Origin of the sequence: Bradyrhizobium neotropicale, assembly GCF_001641695.1 — a bacterium.
GTDB lineage: Bacteria > Pseudomonadota > Alphaproteobacteria > Rhizobiales > Xanthobacteraceae > Bradyrhizobium > Bradyrhizobium neotropicale.
Window position 1 is genome coordinate 1 of the sequence record NZ_LSEF01000119.1, and the last position, 21837, is coordinate 21837.

Annotated in this window: 17 protein-coding genes; 8 read left to right on the forward strand and 9 right to left on the reverse strand. The window is 64.3% G+C overall.

The genetic code is table 11. The annotated features are described in order from the left end of the window. A partial coding sequence (locus AXW67_RS37915; protein WP_063682014.1) for a methyl-accepting chemotaxis protein occupies positions 1-2021 on the reverse strand: 2021 nt, incomplete at its 3' end. A gap of 247 nt (positions 2022-2268) precedes the next feature. Between AXW67_RS37915 and AXW67_RS37920 the strand changes: the two genes are divergently transcribed. Beyond that, a complete protein-coding gene (locus tag AXW67_RS37920) occupies positions 2269-3438 on the forward strand; it encodes an FIST N-terminal domain-containing protein (protein ID WP_063682015.1) in 1170 nt (389 codons plus the stop codon). Continuing rightward, entirely contained in the window at positions 3435-4793 is a 1359-nt protein-coding gene (locus tag AXW67_RS37925) for a hybrid sensor histidine kinase/response regulator (RefSeq protein ID WP_027554987.1), read from the forward strand. Before AXW67_RS37920 ends, AXW67_RS37925 begins: the two co-directional genes overlap by 4 nt. Positions 4794-4835: 42 nt before the next feature. Here AXW67_RS37925 and AXW67_RS37930 read toward each other — a convergent pair whose 3' ends face one another. From AXW67_RS37930 to AXW67_RS37945, 4 genes are all read right to left on the reverse strand, one after another. Continuing rightward, positions 4836-5531: a response regulator transcription factor gene (locus tag AXW67_RS37930; RefSeq protein ID WP_063682016.1), complete on the reverse strand. Its 696-nt coding sequence runs from the start codon at positions 5529-5531 to the stop codon at positions 4836-4838. Positions 5532-5646: 115 nt separating this feature from the next. After that, positions 5647-6333 (reverse strand): response regulator, encoded by a 687-nt coding sequence (locus AXW67_RS37935; RefSeq protein ID WP_027554985.1) that lies wholly within the window; start codon positions 6331-6333, stop codon positions 5647-5649. 138 nt (positions 6334-6471) lie between these two features. Then, positions 6472-7662, reverse strand: a complete 1191-nt coding sequence (locus AXW67_RS37940; RefSeq protein ID WP_063682017.1) for a c-type cytochrome — start codon at positions 7660-7662, stop codon at positions 6472-6474. Between the two features lie 126 nt (positions 7663-7788). Further along, positions 7789-9504 carry a PQQ-dependent methanol/ethanol family dehydrogenase gene (locus AXW67_RS37945; protein ID WP_063682018.1) on the reverse strand — a complete coding sequence of 572 codons (1716 nt, stop codon included), beginning with the start codon at positions 9502-9504 and terminating at the stop codon, positions 7789-7791. A 1064-nt stretch (positions 9505-10568) separates the two neighbouring features. On the opposite strand from AXW67_RS37945, the gene AXW67_RS37955 reads away from it, so the two are divergent. The 4 genes from AXW67_RS37955 to AXW67_RS37970 all read left to right on the forward strand — a co-directional run bounded on the left by AXW67_RS37955 (position 10569) and on the right by AXW67_RS37970 (position 15603). Further along, positions 10569-11054 (forward strand): (2Fe-2S)-binding protein, encoded by a 486-nt coding sequence (locus AXW67_RS37955; protein WP_063682037.1) that lies wholly within the window; start codon positions 10569-10571, stop codon positions 11052-11054. Positions 11055-11137: 83 nt separating this feature from the next. Beyond that, positions 11138-13480 (forward strand): xanthine dehydrogenase family protein molybdopterin-binding subunit, encoded by a 2343-nt coding sequence (locus AXW67_RS37960; protein ID WP_063682020.1) that lies wholly within the window; start codon positions 11138-11140, stop codon positions 13478-13480. A 15-nt stretch (positions 13481-13495) separates the two neighbouring features. Beyond that, on the forward strand, positions 13496-14296 hold the full coding sequence (locus tag AXW67_RS37965; RefSeq protein ID WP_063682021.1) for an FAD binding domain-containing protein: 801 nt from the start codon (positions 13496-13498) through the stop codon (positions 14294-14296). Positions 14297-14487: 191 nt separating this feature from the next. Next, a complete protein-coding gene (locus AXW67_RS37970) occupies positions 14488-15603 on the forward strand; it encodes a CaiB/BaiF CoA transferase family protein (RefSeq protein WP_063682022.1) in 1116 nt (371 codons plus the stop codon). Between the two features lie 218 nt (positions 15604-15821). Here AXW67_RS37970 and hppD read toward each other — a convergent pair whose 3' ends face one another. After that, positions 15822-16940, reverse strand: coding sequence for a 4-hydroxyphenylpyruvate dioxygenase (gene hppD / locus AXW67_RS37975; protein WP_063682023.1), 1119 nt, complete (start codon positions 16938-16940; stop codon positions 15822-15824). A gap of 121 nt (positions 16941-17061) precedes the next feature. On the opposite strand from hppD, the gene AXW67_RS37980 reads away from it, so the two are divergent. Then, positions 17062-17541 (forward strand): Lrp/AsnC family transcriptional regulator, encoded by a 480-nt coding sequence (locus AXW67_RS37980; RefSeq protein ID WP_063682024.1) that lies wholly within the window; start codon positions 17062-17064, stop codon positions 17539-17541. A gap of 73 nt (positions 17542-17614) precedes the next feature. Then, entirely contained in the window at positions 17615-17926 is a 312-nt protein-coding gene (locus tag AXW67_RS37985) for a DUF1272 domain-containing protein (RefSeq protein ID WP_063682038.1), read from the forward strand. A 114-nt stretch (positions 17927-18040) separates the two neighbouring features. Here AXW67_RS37985 and fahA read toward each other — a convergent pair whose 3' ends face one another. From fahA to AXW67_RS38000, 3 genes are all read right to left on the reverse strand, one after another. Continuing rightward, positions 18041-19312 carry a fumarylacetoacetase gene (gene fahA, locus AXW67_RS37990; protein WP_063682025.1) on the reverse strand — a complete coding sequence of 424 codons (1272 nt, stop codon included), beginning with the start codon at positions 19310-19312 and terminating at the stop codon, positions 18041-18043. Positions 19313-19510: 198 nt separating this feature from the next. Beyond that, positions 19511-20857 (reverse strand): homogentisate 1,2-dioxygenase, encoded by a 1347-nt coding sequence (hmgA, locus tag AXW67_RS37995; protein WP_063682026.1) that lies wholly within the window; start codon positions 20855-20857, stop codon positions 19511-19513. A 2-nt stretch (positions 20858-20859) separates the two neighbouring features. Continuing rightward, entirely contained in the window at positions 20860-21816 is a 957-nt protein-coding gene (locus AXW67_RS38000; protein ID WP_063682027.1) for an MBL fold metallo-hydrolase, read from the reverse strand. Positions 21817-21837: the final 21 nt, after the last annotated feature.

Consider the following 21837-nt stretch of genomic DNA (forward strand, 5'->3'; position numbering starts at 1 on the left):
CCCATGAAGCGGTCGAGCTCGGCGCGGAGGCGGGTGCTCTCGCTGGAGAGCGACTTGGCCGAATTCAGCACCTCCTCCGAGGCCGAGCCGGTCTCGGCGGCGCCGCGGTTGACCTGGCCGATGTCGGTGGCGGCGGCTTGCGTGCCTTGCGCGACGTTCTGGACGCTGCGGGCGATCTCCTGGGTGGCGGCACCCTGCTGCTCCACCGCGCTGGCGATGGAGGTCGAAATCGTCGAGATCTGGCCGATGGTCGCGCCGATCTCCTTGATCGCGGCAACCGATTCGGCGGTCGCGCCCTGCATCCCTGCGATATGCGAGGAGATCTCGTCCGTCGCCTTCGCGGTCTGGCTCGCCAGCGACTTCACTTCGCTCGCGACCACGGCAAAGCCGCGGCCGGCCTCACCGGCGCGCGCCGCCTCGATGGTGGCGTTGAGCGCCAGAAGATTGGTCTGCTCGGCGATCGCCGTGATCAGCTTGACCACCTCGCCGATCTGCTGGGCGGCATGCGAAAGCTTGCCGATGCGGCCGTCGGTCTCCTTGGCCTGCACCACGGCGGCTTCCGCGATGCGGCTGGAGTCGCGGACCTGGCGGCCGATCTCCTCGACGGAGGCCGACAGCTCCTCGGTCGCGGTCGCGACCGACTGCATGTTGCTCGAGGCCTGCTCGGACACGCCGGCGACCTGGCTCGACAGGCTCTGCGTGGTCTCGGCGGTGCGGGTCAGCGTCGAGGCCGCCGATTCAAGCTGCACGGCAGAGGCCGAGACGTTGGAGACGATGGCGCCCACGGCGCTTTCGAAATCGTCGGCAAAGCGGATCAGCTCGGAACGGCGCGCCGCACTTGCTTCCTTGTTCTGGGCCTCGCTGGCGGCAGCATCGCGCTCGGCTTTCGCCACCGCCTGCATCTTGAACTCCTCGACCGCGCCGGCCATCTCGCCGATCTCGTCCTTGCGGCCAAGGCCCGGCAGCACGACATCGAAATTGCCCGACGCAAGCTCGCGCATCGCCTTGCACATCGCGATCATCGGACGCGAGATGCCGGTGCCGAGCAGGAAGGCGAGGACCGCGCCCAGCAGGGTGCCGCCAACGGCCAGCATCAGGATGAAGCGCTCGGTCTGTCCGATGGTGGTTTCCGATTCCGAATCCAGGCGCTGCTGTTCGGCGACCAAATCCGCCTTCATGGCGGTCGCGCCCTGCAGGATCGCGCCCGCCGAGCCGCTCATCTCGGTGACGAGATCATCGACCATCTTGGCGTTTGCGATCAGCTTCTCCAGCGCTTCGCGATAGGCGACAAGCAGAGCCTTGGCGTCCTTCAGGCCGGCGACGATCTTGTCGTCCATGGAATAGACCGCGCCCAGCGAATTCTCGACGAATTTCAGCCGCGCCAGCGCGCTGATGCCGATCCCCTGGTCGGATGTCAGGACGAAATTGGTCGCGGCCGCGGTCGCCGTCTGGAACTGGGCATTGACCTGCTTGGTGCCGAACTCGATCGACTGTGCTTCGGCGTCGGAGGCATTGTTGCCGATGTCGTCGAGCTTGTACTTCAGGAGGTTGGCGTCACGCGTGAGCTGGTTCTGCACCAGGAGCGCGCTGTCGCGCTTGGCCTGCAGGACCTTTGCGAAGGTCGCGGAGAAATTGGAAAACTCCTTGGCGAGCTTGTTGAGGCTCTCCTGCCGCTCCGGCGTCTTGGTGCCCTTGATCGCCTGGTCGATGGCGTTCTTCAGGCTCGCCTCCGTGTCCAGCGCCGCCTTGGCGTCGTCTTCCTTGCCGGTGACGACGAAATACCGCACCGCCGAACGATAGGCGAGCAGCTCGCGGTCGATGTTGCGGGCGAGATCAGCCTCGGAGACGCTGGTGCGGTAGGAGCCGACCCCGGACGATACCCGTTCGAAGCCGAAATAGGAGAAGGCCATGCTACCCGCGGAGATCACCAGCACAGCGGCAAAGCCGAGGATGATTTTGGCGCGGAACCTGAGGGTCGGAAATATTGTGCGCTTGGATTTCGCCGCGATACGTCCGGTCATCCCAACCCCCAACCTTATGTTCTTGCAAACAGCCGCCGGTTGCCCGGGAGCAGCCCCTCCCGGACCGGTGCAGAAAATTAAGGCAGAATCGTCAAGGGGCGGTAAATTCCCCAGCCCTGGCGGGACAGGCCGCGCTGACCCGGCCTCGCGGTCGCTGTGTTGCGGCAGAGCGGAAAAGACCTTACTGTCTGGGCACTTGTCAGGCACTTGGCGCTAGACCGAGCTGGGCCTCGAGGGGAGAAACGGTGTGGGGCAAACCGACTTTCGGTTTAGCGGTGCGTCCGGCGTTGCCGTTGCGAAATCGAAGGCTGCGACCGTCGATGAAGCCGTGGCCGAGCTTGTGGCGCAGCTTCCCTCCGACGACCTGGCATTGATCCTGGTCTTCCTCTCGCCTCACTACGACCCCCATCATTTCATCGCCGACATCACCCGGCGGTTCGACGAAACCCCGGTCTGCGGCTGCACGACCGCGGGTGAGCTCGCCCCTGACGGCTGGGACGAGAACAGTGTGGTGGCACTGGCATTCAGCCGCGGAGATTTTTCGGCCGTGGTCCGGCCGATCCTCAATCTCGACAGCTTCCGCGTCGAGGACGGCCGGCGGATCGGCGGCGAGCTTCGCCACGAGCTCTTGCGCGCGACCCCGCAGGTTGATCGCGGCAGTCCCTTCGGCCTGGTCCTGATCGACGGGCTGTGCCGCCGCGAAGAGGCGGTGATGTCCGCCGTCTATGCCTCGCTCGACGACATTCCGATTGTCGGCGGGTCGGCGGGCGACGGAATGCGCTTCGAGAAGACATGGGTGTTCTTCGAAGGCAAGGCCTACACGAATGCTGCCCTCCTGATCCTCTTGAACACGTCGCTGCCGTTCCGCGTCTTCAAGTGCGACAATTTCGAGCCGATGCCGCAGAAGATGGTGGTGACCGAGGCCGATATCGAAAGCCGCACGGTGAAGGAGCTGAACGCGGAGCCCGCCGCCGAGGAATACTCCCGCATGGTCGGGATCATGGATGACGCCAAGCTCGATCCGTTCTCCTTCGCCTCCCATCCGGTGCTGGTCCGCGTCGGCGGCTCCTACTACGCGCGGTCGATCCAGCGCGTCGAGCCGGACGGCTCGCTGCATTTCTTTTGCGCCATCGACGAGGGCATGGTGCTGACGGCCGCAACTTCGCGAAGCCTGGTCGGATCGACACGCGAGCTCTTCGCGCAGACGCAGGATCAAATCGGCGACGTGTCTCTTTATATCGGCTTCGAGTGCCTGCTGCGCCGGCTCGATGCCGAGCAGCATCAGCTTGCCCGCGACATGTCCGAGCTCTACCGGGAGAATCGCGTCATTGGCTTTCACACCTACGGTGAACAGTTCGGCTCGATGCATGTGAACCAGACGTTCACGGGCGTCGCCATCGGCAGGCGGCCGGCGTGACCGGGACCTGGCAGGATCCCGCGACAGTCGAACAGCTCCGACGTGAGACCGCGAAGCTGAAGAAGATCAATGCCGCGCTGATGTCCCGCGTCGAGCGCTCGATGGACCAGCAACTCAACGCCTTCTCGCTGTTCGAGACGGCCATTGCGCTCGATCACCAGGTTCGCAACCGGACGCATCAGCTGCGCGAGGCGCTGCATTCGATCGAGCGCGCCAATGAAGGCCTGTACCGCGCCAAGCAGCAGGCGGAGGAGGCGAGCTCACTGAAATCCTCGGTGCTGATTTCGGTCACCCACGACCTGCTGCAGCCGTTGAACGCGGCCCGCCTGACGCTGTCGGCGCTGACGGAGATGATGGAATCGCAGGATGCAGGCCTGCTCATCGAGCAGGTCGATCGCTCGCTGCTGACGCTGGAAGACCTGCTACGCTCGTTGCTGGAGATCGCAAAGCTCGACGCGGGCGCGCTCAAGCCCGACGTGCACCCCCTGGCGCTGGCGCCGCTGTTCGAACAGCTTCGCAACGAGTTCGAGCCGATCGCCGCGCGGCAGGGCCTCGTCCTGCGCATCCGCACCACGGAGCTCGCGGTGTCGTCGGATGCGATGATGCTGCGACGGATCCTGCAGAATCTGATCGCGAACGCGATCCGCTACACGAGGAGCGGCGGCGTCATCATGGGCTGCCGGCACCACCCGAATCGTGTTTGCGTCCAAATTTCCGACACCGGACCGGGAATTCCGCAGGCGCAACAGGAGGCGATCTTCCGCGAATTCCAGCGCGGCGATGCCAGCGCGATCGACAAGGCCGGGTTCGGGCTCGGCCTCTCCATCGTGCGCCGTTTCGCAACCGTGCTCGGGCACGAGGTGCGTCTGTCATCGCTGGTCGGCCGGGGATCGACCTTCACCCTGGAAATGGAAACGGCCGATCGCGCCGACATCCGCGACGAGGTGCACGAGGTCAAGCTCGCGGAACGACAGTATGGCGGGCTCGAAGGCGCCAAGATCCTCCTGATCGAGAACGATCCGTCCGGCTCCGAAGCGATGGCTGCCCTGCTGGAAGGCTGGGGTTGCGACGTCGCCGCCACGCGGTCGGCCTCGGACGCGCTGCTGCGCCTCAGCGAACTCGGCGGCGCCCCCGATGCGATCATCGCCGATCTCCACCTTGATCATGGCGAGAGCGGATTGTCCGCCGTCGCCGACGTCCGGCAGCAATTGAGGCTGGAAGTGCCGGCCATGATCATCACCGCCGACTACTCCGAAAAGGCGGCGAAGGAAGCCAGTCTCTGCGGGCTCGAAGTGCTGAAGAAGCCGATCAAGCCGGCCGAGATGCGCGCGCTGCTATCGTTCCTGCTGAGCTAGCGCCTCTCCCCTCCCCGCTTTGCCGAGAAAGACGAACCTGCGTCACTCCTGCCGATCCGATTGTGCGCGATTGTGTTTCGTCCTCGTCCCTTCGGTCGCCAGCGTCGCGAAATCGATTCTGGACATTTCGACGATCGCCTTGGTGCGGCTCAACACGTTCAGCTTGCGCAGGATATCCGAGACATGGACCTTCACCGTGGTCTCGGAAATCTTGAGTTCATAGGCGATCTGCTTGTTCTGCAGGCCACGCTTGAGCATTTCGAGGACGCGCAATTGCTGCGGCGTCAGATCGTGCAGACGCTTGATGAGATCCTGCGCGGGGCCGGCGACGCGTTGCGGACGGGTCGAACGATAGGCGCCGGGAACACAGACCGAGCCGCGCAGCACCTCGCCGATCGCGTGCGCAAGATCCTGCTTGGACGAAGATTTGAGGATGTAGCCGGCGACGCCGAGCGACAGTGCACCGGAAATGATCTGCGGATCCTGATGCCCGGATACGATGACGACGGGAATTTTGGGAAACGCCTTGCGGACGCGGATGATGCCGGAAAGGCCTGTTGTGCCCGGCATCGACAGATCAAGGAGGATGAGATCGAGCTCGGCCATCGCCGACAACAGCTCGAACGCACTGTCGATCGATGTTGCCTGAAGGATGTCGGCTTCGGGCGCGACCATTTTCAGCGCGCCTTCGAGCGCTTCGCGAAACAGCGGATGGTCCTCGACAATCAGAAATCGCATCACGCGTGAGCCATTCCCAGGATTCTGCCCAAGCTGTTGCCGGGTTCGAAGGTGAATTGAGAATGTCCCAGCCGGGTCAAAGCGGGTTGATCCAGGTCAAGAACGGGGGCGCGCCTCATTGCGGCCTGCCACGATCGAGGCGCGCATAGGGCCGGCTCCGCGGATCGGGCAGGTCCATCTTGCCGATCTCGATGATCGCCTTGTTGCGGCTGAACAGGCCGAGCTTGCGCAGGATCTCGGTGATGTGCGCCTTCACGGTGGACTCCGCGAGCTGAAGCTCCTGGGCGATCTGCCGGTTCGGATAGCCGCGGCGCAACAGGTCGAGCACGCGAAGCTGCTGCGGCGTGAGCTCGCGCAGCTTGACCATCAGCGCCTTGCTGGCATCGGCGCGGCGCCGCAGCGGCGTGGCGACAAAATCCTTCGGCACGGACACCGATCCGCTCAGCACGCCCTCGATCGATTGCGCGAGTTCGCGCTTCGACGTCGACTTCGGCAGATAGCCGGCGGCGCCCAGCGCCAGCGCCTCGCGGACGATTTGCTGGTCCTCCTCGCTCGACACGATGGCGACGGGTAGACGCGGATAGGTCTCGCGCAAGCGGAGAAAGCCGGAGAAGCCGGTCGCATCCGGCAGCGACAGATCGAGCAGCGCAAGGTCGATGCCCTGCTCGACCGACAGGATATGCAAGGCATCCTCGATCGACATCGCCTCGAAGATCCGCGCGTCCGGCAAGGCCAGCCGCACCGCATTGCCGAGCGCCTCGCGAAACAGCGGATGATCGTCGATGATCAGGAAGCTGGTCATGGCGCCTTCCCAACACTCCACCGCACGAGCGTCCGCCGCAGGAGCGGAAGCGGCGCATCCATGCGGCAGCCCTCCGGCGCCGGGATGATGCCGGATGGACGCTACCACATCCTCCCGATCGCGTCCGGTCAAGATCGTTCAGTCGTTCGATTCGGCCTGGACCGTCAGCAGGAAGGAATAGATGCTGTCGAACTGGTCGTCGGTGAAGACGTCCTTCCAGGATGGCATGCCCTTGGCAGGCCGTCCCTCATGAACGGTGGTCCAGAATTTCTCGCGCATTTCGTCGCCGTAGCGGTGACGTAGCAGCCGGAGGTCGATCTTGCGTTCGCTCTGGATCGCGTCGGGACCATGGCAATGCGCGCAGGTGCCGTTGAAGATCTCCTTGCCCGTGCCGACGGCCTCGGCGCTCGGCGCGGCGGCGTCGCCCTTGGCTTCGGTCGCCACCACGCTGGCGACCTGCGTCACGCCGGCTCCGGTTCCCGTTCCCGTCGTTGTTCCCGCCGGCACCGCCAGGGCCGCGCCGAAGCGAACCGGCTGCCCGGTCGGCAAGCCATATTTCACCGCGAGATCGGCGATCGTCTTCTGAAGCTGCGGCAAGACAGCATCGACGCGATCGCGGAGCTCCGTCGACGTCTTCGCGAAGCCGATGGCCGCATCCCATGACAGACCTTCACCTTCGGTGAGCTCGATCTGATAGCGATCGTGGTAGCTGGTCTTGTTCAGCCAGCCTGCGACAGGCCCCCAGATGAAGGCGACGTCGGCTTTGCCCTGGTCGAGGGCCTGCATGCCTTCCTCGGGTGACAGCACGGTCACCTTCTGGATGTCGTCGCGGCTCGCGAGCAGGTTTTGCGGCGTGCTGGCGAACTGCACGGCGACGCGCTTGCCCTTGAGGCCATCGATACCGCCGATCGCCTGCCCCTTCGCCGTCACCAGGGCATAGCCCTCCTTCGCGAAGGCGCCGGAGAAGATCACGGCCGGCCCCATGAAGTCCTCGGAGCGCGGCAGGCCGATCATGGCATCGCATTGCTTGCCGAGCAGCGTGACGCGCACGGTGCGCTTGCCGAAATAGGATTTGTACCAGTCATACGCGATCGGCTGGCCGAGCGCCTGCGCCAGGGCCCGCCCGATCTCGACATAGAAGCCCGGCTGCGACGGACTATCGCTCGAGAACGGCAGATTGGTCGGATCGGCGCAGAGACGGAACGGCTGCGCCTCGTCGGCGTGAGACGGTGCGGCCGAGGCGATCATCGCGGACGCGGCGGCCCATGCAACAAGCCCGGCAATGGCGCGGTGTCGGCTCTTGCCGCTTTCAGAATGATTCGGACGCATCCTCATCTCCCGTAGTTGGGAATTGTTGGACCAGGGGGTGCGGCACGAGGCTTGGCCGATGCCGCAACGATCGTCTGGAAAAAGCGCGCGCGTACCCAGTCACCTCGAGGATACGCGCGCGAGTGCTCACTGGACGGAGAACACGAAGAGCGAACCGCCCTCGGGAGCTGCGGCCGTCATCTTCTTGCCTACCTCGCCCAGGAACGCAGGCAGTGCAGCCGTGCGGCCGACGACGATGGCGACGTATTGCTTGCCGTCGACCTGGTAGGTCACCGGGCCCGCGCCGATGCCGGAGCCGAGGTTCTTGCTCCACAGCACCTTGCCGGACTTCGCATCGATGGCACGGAAGTCGCCATGGATGTTGCCGGCAAACACGAGGCCGCCGCCGGTGGTCAGCGTGCCGCCGTTGAACGGCAGGTCTTCCTTGATGGACCAGACCTTCTTCTGCGCGACCGGATCCCAGGCCACGAGCTCGCCGAGGAAGCCGCCGGGGCCGTCCTTGGTCGGGAATTCGGCGCCGAGATAGAACACGCCGCGCTTGTAGGAAACGTCGGAGACCGACCAGTCCATGCAGACGTTGTTCGACGGGATGTAGACGAGGCCGGTCTGTGGATTGAACGACATCGGCTGCCAGTTCTTGCCGCCGACCAGGTTCGGACAGATGTCCTTGGCGGGATGGCCCGGGCCCGGACGCTTGTCCGGATCCTCTTCCGCGCGCATGGTGTTGACGTCCCACTTCTTGGCCCAGTTGGAGAAGACGTATTTCTCGGCCGACAGCACCTTGCCGGTCTCGCGATTGGCGACGAAGAAGAAGCCGTTGCGATCCGCCTTCAGCAGCGCCGGGACGTTGCTGCCGCCGATCTTGAGGTCGGCAAGCACGGCCTCGTTGACGCCGTCATAATCCCATGCATCGGCCGGCGTCGTCTGGATATGCCACTTGATCTTGCCGGTGTTGGGGTCCAGCGCGAGCGTCGAGGCGGTATAGAGGTTGGTCAGTTTGCCGAAATTGCCGTCGCCGGTCGAACGAACACCTGTGTTCCAGGGACCGGGATTGCTGGTGCCCCAGTAGACGGTATCGCTCTTGGGATCGTAGGAGCCGACCAGCCAGGCTGCGCCGCCGCCATGCTGAGCGGTATCGCCCTTCCAGGTGTCGCCGCCGGGCTCATCCGGGTTGGGAACGGTGTAGGTCTGCCATACCTGCTTGCCGGTGTTGATATCGAACGCCTGGAGCGAACCGCGCACGCCGTACTCGCCGCCGCCGAAGCCCGTGATGACCTTGTCGCGCACGACCAGCGGCGGCGAGGTGATGACCGAGCCCTGCTTGTAGTCGACCACCTTCGTCGTCCACAGCGACTTGCCAGTCGCGGCATCGAGCGCCGTCAGCTTGCCGTCGAGGCGACCGACGAAGATCTTGCCGTCGGCATAGGAGACGCCGCGATTGTTCACGTCGCAGCAGGCATATTGCAGCACGTCATCGGGAATGTCGGGCTCCCAGGTCCACTTGCGCGCGCCGGTCGCGGCATCCAGCGCATAGACGTATTTCGGGCCCCAGGAGCTCGAGACGTAGAGCGTGTTGCCGATGACGATCGGCGAGGACTCGTTCGAGCGCAGCGACGCCAGCGAGAACGAATAGGCGAGCGTCAGCTTCCCGGCATTCTCGGTGTTGATCTGCTTGAGCGGGCTGAAGCGCGTGTTGCCGTAGTCGTGGCCGGCAACGGCCCACTGGTTCGAATCGGATTGCGCCTTGAGCAAGGAGTCGTTGGCGCGAACGCCGGACGTGCCGGCGGCCAGCATCGCAATCATCGAAATGCCAGCCAAAAAGCCCTTCGTTCCAAAGGTCATGTATTCCCTCCGCGATGTTGTTGTGCGCGCCATGTTGGGCGCCTGAGCGCGCTGCGCTCGTGATGCGCAGTTTGTCTGCGAGCTATCGTTCGAAATTACAGCATCGCCTTTTCGCGCTTAGTATAGGCGGAAGGTAGTAGTGCAAATCATCGTCGGCTTCGTCGCGCATCTCGTTGGCGATGCTCGCGTCTTGCCGTTATTTGCAGCTCGAAATGCAGGATCGGATTTGCGGCAACTTCGTGCCACGATCCGATCGTTGCTCCTGGCATCGCACGTCGACCTTCACGATGACGGCGCTACCACTGTCGCGAAGTTCTCGAAGAAGTTCGCAGCCGGCTGAGGTACCCGCTCGACTGGGGTGGCGCCGCCGTCGATCAATCGCCGGGAAGTACGAGTGCTGCATCTCTGACGTCTGATTCACTCAACGTCGTTCCGGGGCGCGACCAACAGGTCCGCGCAAAGCGCGGCCCGATGACAGGCTACGTCGCGAGCCATGATGCGCAATTGCGCATCTGAGAATCCATTCATCCACGCACCGTGTGGCCCGATGGATTCCGGGCCCCTCGCTCCGCTCGGGGCTCGGAACGACGGATCGGACTGTCGGAGACGCTGCAGTAGGACGCCCGCGATCGTCACGGCATTTGGACAGGCCCCCCGAGCGCGGCCCCGCCAGAGTCGATCTCAATAAAATCAATGACTTGGATCGCCATCGCCTACTACCAAGATCGCGATTGCAAAGCCGTGAGCGCGTGCTCCTATTCGCAACAACGAACAAGGCATGAAAGGGAGAAACGACGCGCGAGGAGCCCTCAAGCAGGCAGGCGCTTCGCGCGAAAGCGGCTGAACGCAGGCCGCCACCGGCGAAGCGGACATCTTTTCGAAAGCGCCTTGCAAGGTCGCGCCATGTGCTGGCGGCGGCATGGAACGACGTGATCGAATCGCGCGCCGGCGATGGTCGCCACGATGACCTTTCCATGACGCGCGGTCGCCAAAATCCCAGTTGCAAAGTTCCGTTCGCGCTGTCTCTAATTGGAATAACTACAAACAATCGGGAGGACTTCACCGTGTCTAAAGTCAAACTGACAGTGAACGGCAAGGCTGTTGCTGTCGACGTCGAGGACCGCACGCTGCTGGTCCATCTCCTGCGCGATCACCTCAATCTGACCGGAACCCATGTCGGCTGCGATACCAGCCAGTGCGGCGCCTGCGTCGTGCACATGGACGGCCGGGCGGTGAAATCCTGCACCATGCTGGCCGGCCAGGCCGACGGCGCCAACGTCACCACGATCGAAGGCATCGCCAAGGGCGACGAGCTGCATCCGATGCAGGCGGCGTTTCGCGACAATCACGGCCTGCAGTGCGGCTACTGCACGCCGGGCATGATCATGTCGGCGATCGACATCGTCCAGCGCCATGGTGGTCAGCTCGACGAAGCCACCGTCCGCCACGAGCTCGAAGGCAACATCTGCCGCTGCACCGGCTACCACAACATCGTCAAAGCCGTGCTGGATGCGGCCGGCCGCATGAAGGTTGCGCAGGCCGCCGAGTAGCGCGGCCCGCCTCGACTAAAAAGCCACCGCCGCCGCTTTCGACGGAAAGGGCGGACAACAATTTCCGGTCGGGAGGACAGGACATGGGTGTTGAAGGCATCGGCGCAAGCGTCGTGCGCAAGGAAGACAAGCGTTTCATCACCGGCAAGGGCCGGTACGTCGACGACATCAAGCTGACGGGCATGACCTATGCCCATTTCATTCGCAGCCCGCACGCCCACGCCAAGGTGAAGGGGATCGACTCCTCCGCCGCCCTGCAGATGCCGGGCGTGGTTGCGGTGCTCACCGGCAGGCAGATCGTCGACGACAAGGTCGGCAACCTGATCTGCGGCTGGGCCATCACCTCCAAGGACGGCAGCCCGATGAAGATGGGCGCATGGCCGGCGATGGCGCCGGAGACGGTGCGCTTCGTCGGTCAGGCCGTGGCCGTGGTGATCGCCGAGAGCAAGAATCTGGCACGCGACGCGGCCGAGGCCGTGGTCGTCGATTATGAAGAGCTGCCGGCGGTCGCCGACGTCACAGCGGCAGTCAAGGCCGGTGCGCCGCAACTTCACCCCGAGGCTCCCGGCAACCAGGTCTATGACTGGGTGATCGGCGACGAGGGTGCGGTGGATGCCGCCTTCTCGAAGGCTGCCAATGTGGTGAAGCTCGACCTCACCAACAACCGCCTCGCGCCGAACGCGATGGAGCCGCGCGCGGCGATCGCCGATTACGACGCGGCGGAGGAGCATTTCACGCTCTATACGACGTCGCAGAACCCGCACGTCGCCCGTCTCGTGCTGTCGGCGTTCTACAACATCGCGCCCGAACACAAGCTGCGCGTGATCGCGCCCGACGTTGGCGGCGGCTTCGGCTCGAAGATCTTCATCTATCCGGAAGAGATGGTGGCACTGTGGGCCTCGAAGAAGGTCGGCCGTCCCGTGAAGTGGACCGGCGACCGCACCGAGGCCTTCCTCACGGATGCGCATGGCCGCGACCATGTCACCCATGCCGAGATGGCGTTCGACGCCAACAACAAGATCCTCGGCCTGAGGGTGAAGACCTACGCCAATTTCGGCGCCTACATGTCGCTGTTCTCGTCATCAGTGCCGACCTATCTCTACGCGACGCTGCTGTCGGGCCAGTACGACATCCCGGCGATCCATGCCGAGGTGATCGGCGTCTACACCAACACCACGCCGGTCGATGCCTATCGCGGCGCGGGCCGCCCCGAGGCGAGCTACCTGATCGAACGGATGATGGAGACGGCGGCGCGGCAGCTGAAAGTCGATCCGGCTGCGCTGCGCCGGCAGAACTTCATCACCCAGTTCCCGCACCAGACGCCCGTGATCATGGCCTATGACACCGGTGACTTTAATGCCTCGCTCGACGCCGCGATGAAGGCGATCGACTATGCCGGCTTCGCCGACCGCAAGGCCAAGGCGAAAGCCGACGGCAAGCTGCGCGGCATCGGCGTATCCTGCTACATCGAGGCCTGCGGCATCGCGCCTTCGAAGGCGGTCGGCAGCCTAGGTGCCGGCGTGGGCCTGTGGGAATCGGCGGAGGTGCGCGTCAATCCGGTCGGCACCATCGAGATCCTCACGGGCTCGCACAGCCACGGCCAGGGTCACGAGACCACCTTCTGCCAGCTCGTCGCCGATCGTCTCGGCGTTCCCATCAGCCAAGTCTCGATCGTCCATGGCGACACCGACAAGGTGCAGTTCGGCATGGGCACCTACGGCTCGCGTTCCGCGGCCGTCGGTCTCACCGCGATCCTGAAGGCGATGGAAAAGGTCGAGTCCAAGGCCAGGAAGATCGCCGCGCATGCGCTGGAAGCGTCGGAGGCCGACATCGTCATCGAGAACGGCGAGTTCAAGGTGACCGGCACCGACAAGGCGATCGCCTTCCCGATGGTCGCGCTCGCGGCCTACACCGCACACAATCTGCCTGACGGAATGGAACCGGGCCTGAAGGAGACCGCCTTCTACGACCCGACCAACTTCACCTTCCCGGCCGGCACCTACATCTGCGAGCTTGAGGTCGATGCCGGCACCGGCAAGACCTCCTTCGTCAACTTCGTCGCGGCCGATGATTTCGGCCGGCTGATCAACCCGATGATCGTCGAGGGTCAGGTCCATGGCGGTCTCGCCCAGGGCATCGGCCAGGCGCTGCTCGAACACGCGATCTATGATGCCAACGGTCAGCCGGTGACGGCCTCGTTCATGGACTATTCCATGCCGCGCGCCGACGACCTGCCCTCGTTCAAGCTCTCCCACACCACGACGCTCTGCCCGGGCAATCCGCTCGGCATCAAGGGTTGCGGTGAGGCCGGCGCGATCGGCGCCTCTGCGGCCGTGATCAACGCGATCACGGATGCGATCGGCAAGAACAATCTGGAAATGCCCGCAACCCCGGACCGGGTGTGGCGCACGATCCACGCGGCCTAAGAGGGAGCAACGAAGATGTACCAGACCATTTATCATCGCGCCTCCTCGGTCGACGAAGCGGCGAGCCTGTTCGCCAAGGGCAGCGAGGCAAAATTCCTCGCCGGCGGCCAGACCCTGCTTCCGGTCATGAAGCAGCGCCTCGCCGCGCCCTCGGATGTGATCGATCTCGGCAAGATCAAGGAGCTGATCGGCATTGAGGCTTCCGGCGACACGCTGACCATCAAGGCCGCAACGCCGCACTACGACGTCGCGACCAGCGACACCGCGAAGAAAGCGATCCCCGCACTCGCCTATCTGGCATCGCTGATCGGCGATCCCGCCGTGCGCTATCGCGGCACGATCGGCGGCTCGCTCGCCAACAACGATCCGGCCGCCGACTATCCGGCAGCCACGTTGGCGCTGGGCGCGACGATCAAGACCAACAAGCGCACCATCGCCGCCGACGACTACTTCAAGGGCCTGTTCTCGACCGCGCTCGAAGACGGCGAGATCATCACGCAGGTCTCTTTCCCGGTTCCGGCGAAGGCGGGCTACGCAAAGTTCCCGCATCCGGCCTCGCGGTTCGCGCTGACGGGCGTGTTCGTCGCACAGACGAAGTCTGGCGAGATCCGCGTCGCTGCGACCGGTGCCTCGCAGAGCGGCGTGATGCGGGTTCCCGCGATCGAAGCCGCGCTGAAGGCGAACTGGTCGCCGTCAGCGATCGACAGCGTCAGCATTTCGGCGAGCGGGCTCCTCTCCGACATCCACGGCTCGTCCGACTACCGCGCCAACCTCGTCAAGGTGATGGCGCAGCGCGCGGTGGCCGCCGCCGCCTGATAGCCACTCAACACAAATCTTCCGCGGCGCGCAGAAATGCGCGCCGCTTTTGTTATGCGCCTATGCATGAAAACTGCTTGCCTCGCTGGCGTGAAGGCGGGAAAAGTTAATCAGCCAATTAACTCCACAGAGGAACGTCCGAGCGGAAGCCTCATCCGGCACGCCGCCTCGTGAGCTGAGGAAACAAGAACGTGCTCGATAGACCAGCCCAGGAACAATCAGGCTCCTCCGTCCGCACCTCCGGCCCGCTTTCGGGCTTCCGCATCGTCGAATTCGCCGGCATCGGTCCCGGTCCGTTCGCCTGCATGATGCTGGCCGACATGGGTGCCGACGTCGTCACGCTCGACCGCGTCGGCGCGAAGAAGAGCATGAAGTCGGTGGCGGGACGCGGCCGCAAGGTGATCGAGCTCGACCTCAAGGACAAGGCGGCAATCGCGGAGGTACTCGACCTGCTTGCCAACGCCGACGCGCTGGTCGAGGGCTTTCGTCCCGGCGTGATGGAGCGGCTCGGGCTCGGACCCGACGTGGTGCTCGCGCGCAATCCAAAGCTCGTCTATGGCCGCATGACCGGCTGGGGCCAGGAAGGCCCGCTCGCCAATGCCGCCGGCCATGACATCAATTACATCTCCATCACCGGCGCACTCGCCGCGATCGGCACCAAGGAAGCGCCGGTGCCGCCGCTCAATCTGGTCGGCGATTTCGGTGGCGGCGCGCTTTATCTCGTCGTCGGCGTGCTCGCCGCACTGCTGGAAGCGCAGAAGTCCGGCAAGGGGCAGGTGGTCGACACTGCGATGTGCGACGGCGCGGCGTCGCTGATGTCGTTCTTCTTCGACATGACCACGATCGGCCGCTGGACCGAAGGCCGCGTGCAGAACTTCCTCGACGGCGGCGCGCATTTCTACGGCGTCTATGAATGCGCCTGCGGCCATTTCGTCTCGATCGGCTCGATCGAGCCGCAGTTTTATGCACTCTTGCGTGAGCATGCGGGTCTCACCGACGCCGACTTCGACGCTCAGATGGACCGCAAGGCCTGGCCGGCACTGAAGGAGAAGCTGCAGGCCGTGTTCAAGAGCAAGACGCGCGAGGACTGGTGCAAGATCATGGAAGGCACCGACATCTGCTTCGCGCCGGTGCTGACCATGTCGGAAGCGACCGAGCACCCCCACATGGTCGCCCGCAACGTCTTCGTCGAGCGCCACGGCGTGAAGCAGCCCGCGCCGGCACCGCGCTTCTCGCGCACGCCATCAACGGTTCGCGAGCCCGAGGCGGCGAAGATCGGGGCTGTCACGAAGGAATGGAAGAGATAGTCTCAGCTGCCTCGTCACACTCCGCCGACGTTCCGGCCGGGACGACACCGGTCAGGTGGCAACAGCTCGCTGTGCAACGCAGCTTCGTAGGGTGGGCAAAGGCGCGTAGCGCCGTGCCCACCATCTTTCCACGATTCCGATAGAAGCGGTGGGCACGCTTCGCTTTGCCCACCCTACGGCCCCTGCCCTGACGCGGCGGCGTGCCCGAAAGCGACCGCTTACGCCGCGCTATCCACCTTCAGCACCCCGCGCCGGATCTGATCTTCCTCGATCGATTCGAACAGCGCCTTGAAATTGCCCTCGCCGAAACCATCGTCGCCCTTGCGCTGGATGAACTCGAAGAAGATCGGGCCGATGGCATTCGCCGAGAAGATCTGCAGCAGCACCTTGGTCTGGCCGCCGTCGACCACGCCTTCGCCGTCGATCAGGATGCCGTTGGTCCTGAGCCGCGCGACGTTCTCACCGTGCTTGGGCAGGCGGGCATCGATCCGCTCGAAATAGGTATCGGGCGGCGACGGCATGAACGGCAAGCCGGCGGCGCGCAGGCCTTCAATCGTGCTGTGGATGTCGCGGCAGCCGCAAGCAATGTGCTGGATGCCCTCGCCGCGATAGGTCTGCAGATATTCCTCGATCTGGCCGGAATCGCCGGCGTCCTCGTTGATCGGAATCCGGATCTTGCCGTCGGGGCTGGTCAGCGCCCGCGAGAACAGGCCGGAGGCGCGGCCCTCGATGTCGAAGAAACGGATCTGACGGAAGTTGAACAGCTTTTCGTAGAAGCCCGCCCAGACGTCCATGCGGCCGCGGTGGACGTTGTGGGTGAGATGGTCGAGATAAAACAGCCCGGCGCCATGGGGACGCGGATCGCGCGCCCCTGACCAGTCGAACTCGACATCATAGGCCGAGCCCTTCGCGCCGTAACGGTCGACGAAATAGAGCAGGCTGCCGCCGATGCCCCTGATCGCAGGCACATCGAACGCCTTCTGTGCGGAGGTGGCGTCGGCCGGTTCCGCGCCGAGCGCGATCGCGCGCTCGTAAGCCTTCTGCGCATCGACCACGCGGAACGCCATCGACGGCGCACAGGGGCCGTGCGCGGCGACGAAGTCGAAGCCGTGGGTACCGGGCTCCTCGTTGACGAGATAGTTGATGTCGCCCTGGCGATAGACCGTGATTGCCTTGGCCTTGTGGCGCGCGACGGCGGCAAAGCCCATCAGCTTGAACAGGTCGTGCAGCTCTTGCGGATTGGGGTGCGCATATTCGACGAACTCGAAGCCGTCGGTGCCCATCGGATTGTCGGCGCTGATCGTGGCCGGCGGTGCATCGTGCGGAAACGGACCCATGGCTGCTCTCCCAAATTGCTGCTGCAAGAACTATCCTTCATAGGGGGCGCAATGGGCGTGCAAATAAGATGCTATTTGGCTATCCTATGCACGGTTTGTGCATCGGATGGATAAATGACGCATGATTTCGGTTGACGCCTTCGACCTCAAGATACTCGGCGCGCTCCAGGATGACGGCCGCCTCACCAACCAGGAGCTCGCTGAGCTCGCGGGGCTGTCGGCCTCGCAATGCTCGCGGCGGCGGATGCGGCTGGAGGAGGAGAAGGTGATCGCCGGCTATCACGCCGATCTCTCCAGCGAGGCACTCGGCTTCGGCGTGGTCGCATTCATCCAGGTGACGCTGGCGACCCACTCGCCGGACAATTCCAAGCGCTTCCGCACCCTGGTCAATCGCATCGACGAGATCCAGGAGGCCTATTCGCTGACGGGTGATGCCGATTACGTGCTGAAAGCCGTGCTGCGCGATCTCAAGGGGCTCTCCAACCTCGTCAACGACGTGCTGATGCCGCACCAGAGCGTCGCACATGTGCGCTCCTCAATCGTGCTGGATCGGCTGAAGGAAAGCTCGCGGCTGCCGCTGAAGGAGATCACGCCCGGCTGAAATCGAGGGAAATGCGGCATTCGCCCCGCGCATGCGATCTGCGATGATCCGCGCCAATCCGGGAGATCCGATCATGGCGCTGCAACTTCGACCGAACTGCGAATATTGCGACCGTGACCTGCCGCCGAATGCAACGGATGCGCGGATCTGCTCCTATGAATGCACGTTCTGTGCGGACTGCGTCGAGACGAAGCTGTTCAACGTCTGCCCGAACTGCGGCGGCGGCTTCGCGCCCCGCCCGATCCGCCCCGCGCAGGAATGGCGACCGGGCGTGTGCGTGACCAAGCACGTACCGTCGGACAAGCGGGTGCATTTGAAGTACGGCCTGGAGGATGTCGCGGCGCATTGCGCAAGGATACGCGACGTGCCGCCGGAGAGGCGGTGAGCCCGTAGGGTGGGCAAAGCGAAGCGTGCCCACCACGTCGAAGCGATCTCCAAGAAGCGGTGGGCACGGCGCTAACGCGCCTTTGCCCACCCTACGACATCAAATGTGCGGCAATCACTCCGCCGGCAAAATCATCCCCTCGACCTCGCCGAACCCGACGCGGTAACCGTTGCCCTGGCACCAACCGCGCATGACGAGGCGGTCGCCGTCTTCCAGGAACGACCGCTTGACGCCGCCGGGCAATTCGACCGGCTCCGTGCCGTTCCAGCTGATCTCAAGCAGGCTGCCGCGCTGGTTCTTTTCCGGGCCGGAGATCGTGCCGCTGCCGAGGAGATCGCCGACATTCATCGCGCATCCGCTGGAGGCGTGGTGCATCAATTGCTGCACCGACGACCAGTACATGTATTTGAAGTTGGTGCGGCTGATGCTGGCGGGCGCATTCGCGCCGGCGGCGCGCAAGGAAACGTCGAGCTCCAGATCGTAGTTCTGCGGCTTCGCCTGCTTGAGATAGTCGAGCGGCGTCGGCTCCTGTTCGGGCCCCTTCAGCCGGAATGGCTCCAGCGCCTCGCGCGTCACCACCCACGGGCTGATCGAGGTCGCAAACGCCTTGGCGAGGAACGGCCCGAGCGGCACATATTCCCATTGCTGGATGTCCCGCGCGCTCCAGTCGTTGAGCAGCACGAAGCCGAAGATCATTTCCTCGGCTTGGCTCTCGCTCAGCATGCCGCCCATCGGCGATGGCTGGCCGACCACGACGCCCATCTCCAACTCGAAGTCGAGCCGCTTGCACGGCGCAAAGTTCGGCACCTCGACATTCGGCGGCTTCAACTGCCCGCGCGGCCGCTTCACCTGGGTGCCGCTGACCACCACGGTCGAAGCGCGGCCGTTATAGCCGATCGGCATATGCAGCCAGTTCGGCTGCAGCGCATTGTCCTTGCCGCGGAACATCACGCCGACATTGGTGGCGTGCTCCTTCGACGAATAGAAGTCGGTGTAGCCGGAGACCGCGAACGGCAGATGCATCCTGGCATCACCCATCGGCACGAGCGCGCTGCTGCGCAGGTCCTCGTTGTCGCGCAGCTCGGGATGATCGTGGCGCAGCAGCTCGCTGATCCGCGCCCGCGTCTTCGACCAGACCCTGGGCCCCAGCGCCATGAACGGATTGAGCGACGGCCCGGAGAACACGCCGAGCGGCCCGACATCGAGCCGGCAATCCTGCTCAAGCGCCCAGAGGTCGAGCACGTAATTGCCGATCGCCACGCCGACGCGCGGTGTTGGATTGGCCGCCGTCGAGAACACGCCATAAGGCAGGTTCTGGATCGGAAAGTCGGAGGCGGGATCGACGTCGATGAAGGAGCGGAGGCTGGGATCGTTGGGGTGGGGCATTGGTTTCCCGGATGTGCATTCAGGTGGCGCTGACTTCACCCTCCGCTGGAGGGGGAGGGTCGGTTCGCATGAAGCGAAGCGGAATGCGAAACGGGGTGGGGTGATCTCTCAACACGGGCACCGCCTCAATTGAGAGACTGTCACCCCACCCCGCTCGCTGACGCGAGCGACCCTCCCCCTCCAGGGGAGGGTAAGCGATCACGGCCTGTTAGGATCGAACCGCTTCTCCAGGCCCTTCCAGCACTCCGCGTAGTCGTCCTGCAGCGTCGACGATTTCGCGGCATGCTCCGTGACACGCTGCGGGTAGCGGGTCTCGAACATGAAGGCCATGGTACCCGTCAGCTTGACCGGCTTCAGCTCGCCGTTGCTGGCGTGGTCGAAGGCCTCGCGATCGGGACCATGCGGCAGCATGCAGTTATGCAGCGAGATGCCGCCGGGGACGAAACCCTGCGGCTTGGCGTCGTAGACGCCGTAGATCAGGCCCATGAACTCGCTCATGATGTTCATGTGATACCAGGGCGGACGGAAGGTGTTGTCGGCGACCATCCAGCGCTCGGGGAAGATGACGAAGTCGATATTCGCGGTGCCCGCCGTCTCCGACGGCGAGGTGAGCACCGTGAAGATCGAGGGATCCGGGTGATCGAAGGCGATCGCACCGACCGGCGAGAAGGTGCGCAGATCATATTTGTACGGCGCGTAATTGCCGTGCCAGGCGACGACGTCGATCGGCGAATGCGGCAGTGTGGTCTTGAACAGCGAGCCGCCCCATTTCACGTAGAGCTCGGTCGGCGTGTCCCTATCCTCGTAGCTCGCCACCGGCGTGAGGAAGTCGCGCGCATTGGCAAGGCAGTTGGCGCCGATCGGCCCGCGCTCCGGCAGCGTGAAGGCGCCGCCATAATTTTCGCAGAGATAGCCGCGCGCCGGCCCGTTCAGAATCTCGACGCGGAATTTCACGCCGCGCGGGATGATCACGATCTCGCCGGGTTCGGCGTCGATGCGGCCGAACTCGGTGACGAAGCGCGAAGTGCCCTGCTGAAGCACGAACATCATCTCGCCGTCGGCATTGTAGAAATGCTGGTCGACCATCGACTTGGTGATCAGGTAGACATGCGCGGCCATACCGGCCTGGGTGTTGACGTCGCCGGCCGTCGTCATGGTCTGCACGCCCTGGAGGAATGTCACGTCCTCCTTCGGGATCGGCGTCGGGTCCCAGCGCAGCTGCGCGATCGGCAGATCGTATTCGTGACATGGCGCCGAGCGCCACAGGCCCGCATCGACCTTCTCGAAGCGGCCGGAGTGCTTCACCGAGGGGCGGATGCGATAGAGCCAGGAGCGCTCATTGGTGCCGCGCGGCGCGGTGAAGGGCGAGCCGGAAAGCTGCTCGGCGTAGAGGCCGTAGGCACAGCGCTGCGGCGAGTTGCGGCCCATCGGCAGCGCGCCCGGCAATGCCTCGGTCTCGAAGCTGTTGCCGAAGCCGGACATGTAGCCCGGCGTGACTTGGGCGGTGCTGCGAACGATCTGATCCGGCGAGGTGTTGATGTTCATGACTATCCTCCTCCTTGCAGGGCGGCCCACATTTCCTGGTCGCGCTTGTCGGTCCAGATCACGGGATCGTCGATCCCCGACGCCTCGTCGAAGGCGCGCGACACGTTGAACGGCAGGCAGTGCTCGTAGATGGCGAAGCTCGAAAACTTGGGATCCATCACCTCGCGGGTCGCCGCCATCGTCTCCTTCAGCGTGCGCCCCTTGGCAACCGAGATTTCCGCCGCGCCATAGAGCGTCGACACGAAATCGCGGGTCATCGCGATCGCCTCGCGCGCGGTGGTGGTGCCCTTCAGCGCATCGCCGCGTCCAGGCGCGATCGCCTTCGGATTGAAGTTGCGGATCTCGTTCAGCGTCAGCGGCCATTCGCGCAAATGCGCGTCGCCGCAATAGCAGGCCGAGTGATATTCGATGAGATCGCCGGAGAACATGACTTCGGCATCCGGCACCCAGGCGACGATGTCGCCGGAGGTGTGGCCTGCGCCGAGCTGCATCAACCGCACCTCGCGCTTGCCGAGATAGATCGACATCTCGCCTTCGAAGGTCAGCGTCGGCCAGGTCAGGCCGGGAATGCTCGCGGCATCCTGGAACAGGCGCGGGAAACGGCCGTATTCGGAATCCCAATCCTGCTTGCCGCGCTCCTCGATCAGCCGATAGGTCTCCTGTGAGGCGACGATGCCTTGCGCCTTGTAGGCGGAGGCGCCGAGCACGCGCACGGCGTGATAGTGCGACAGCACGACATATTTGATCGGCTTGTCGGTGACGGTGCGGACGCGCTCGATCACCTTGTTGGCCATCGCAGGCGTCGCCTGCGCGTCGAACACGAGGCAGCCGTCGTCGCCGACGATGACCGCCGTGTTCGGGTCGCCCTCGGCGGTGAAAGCATAAAGATCGGTACCGATCTCGGAGAAGGTGATCTTCTTCTCGGAGAGATCGCCGGTGGATGCGAAGTTCTTCGCCATCAATTCATCCTTCGAGTCACA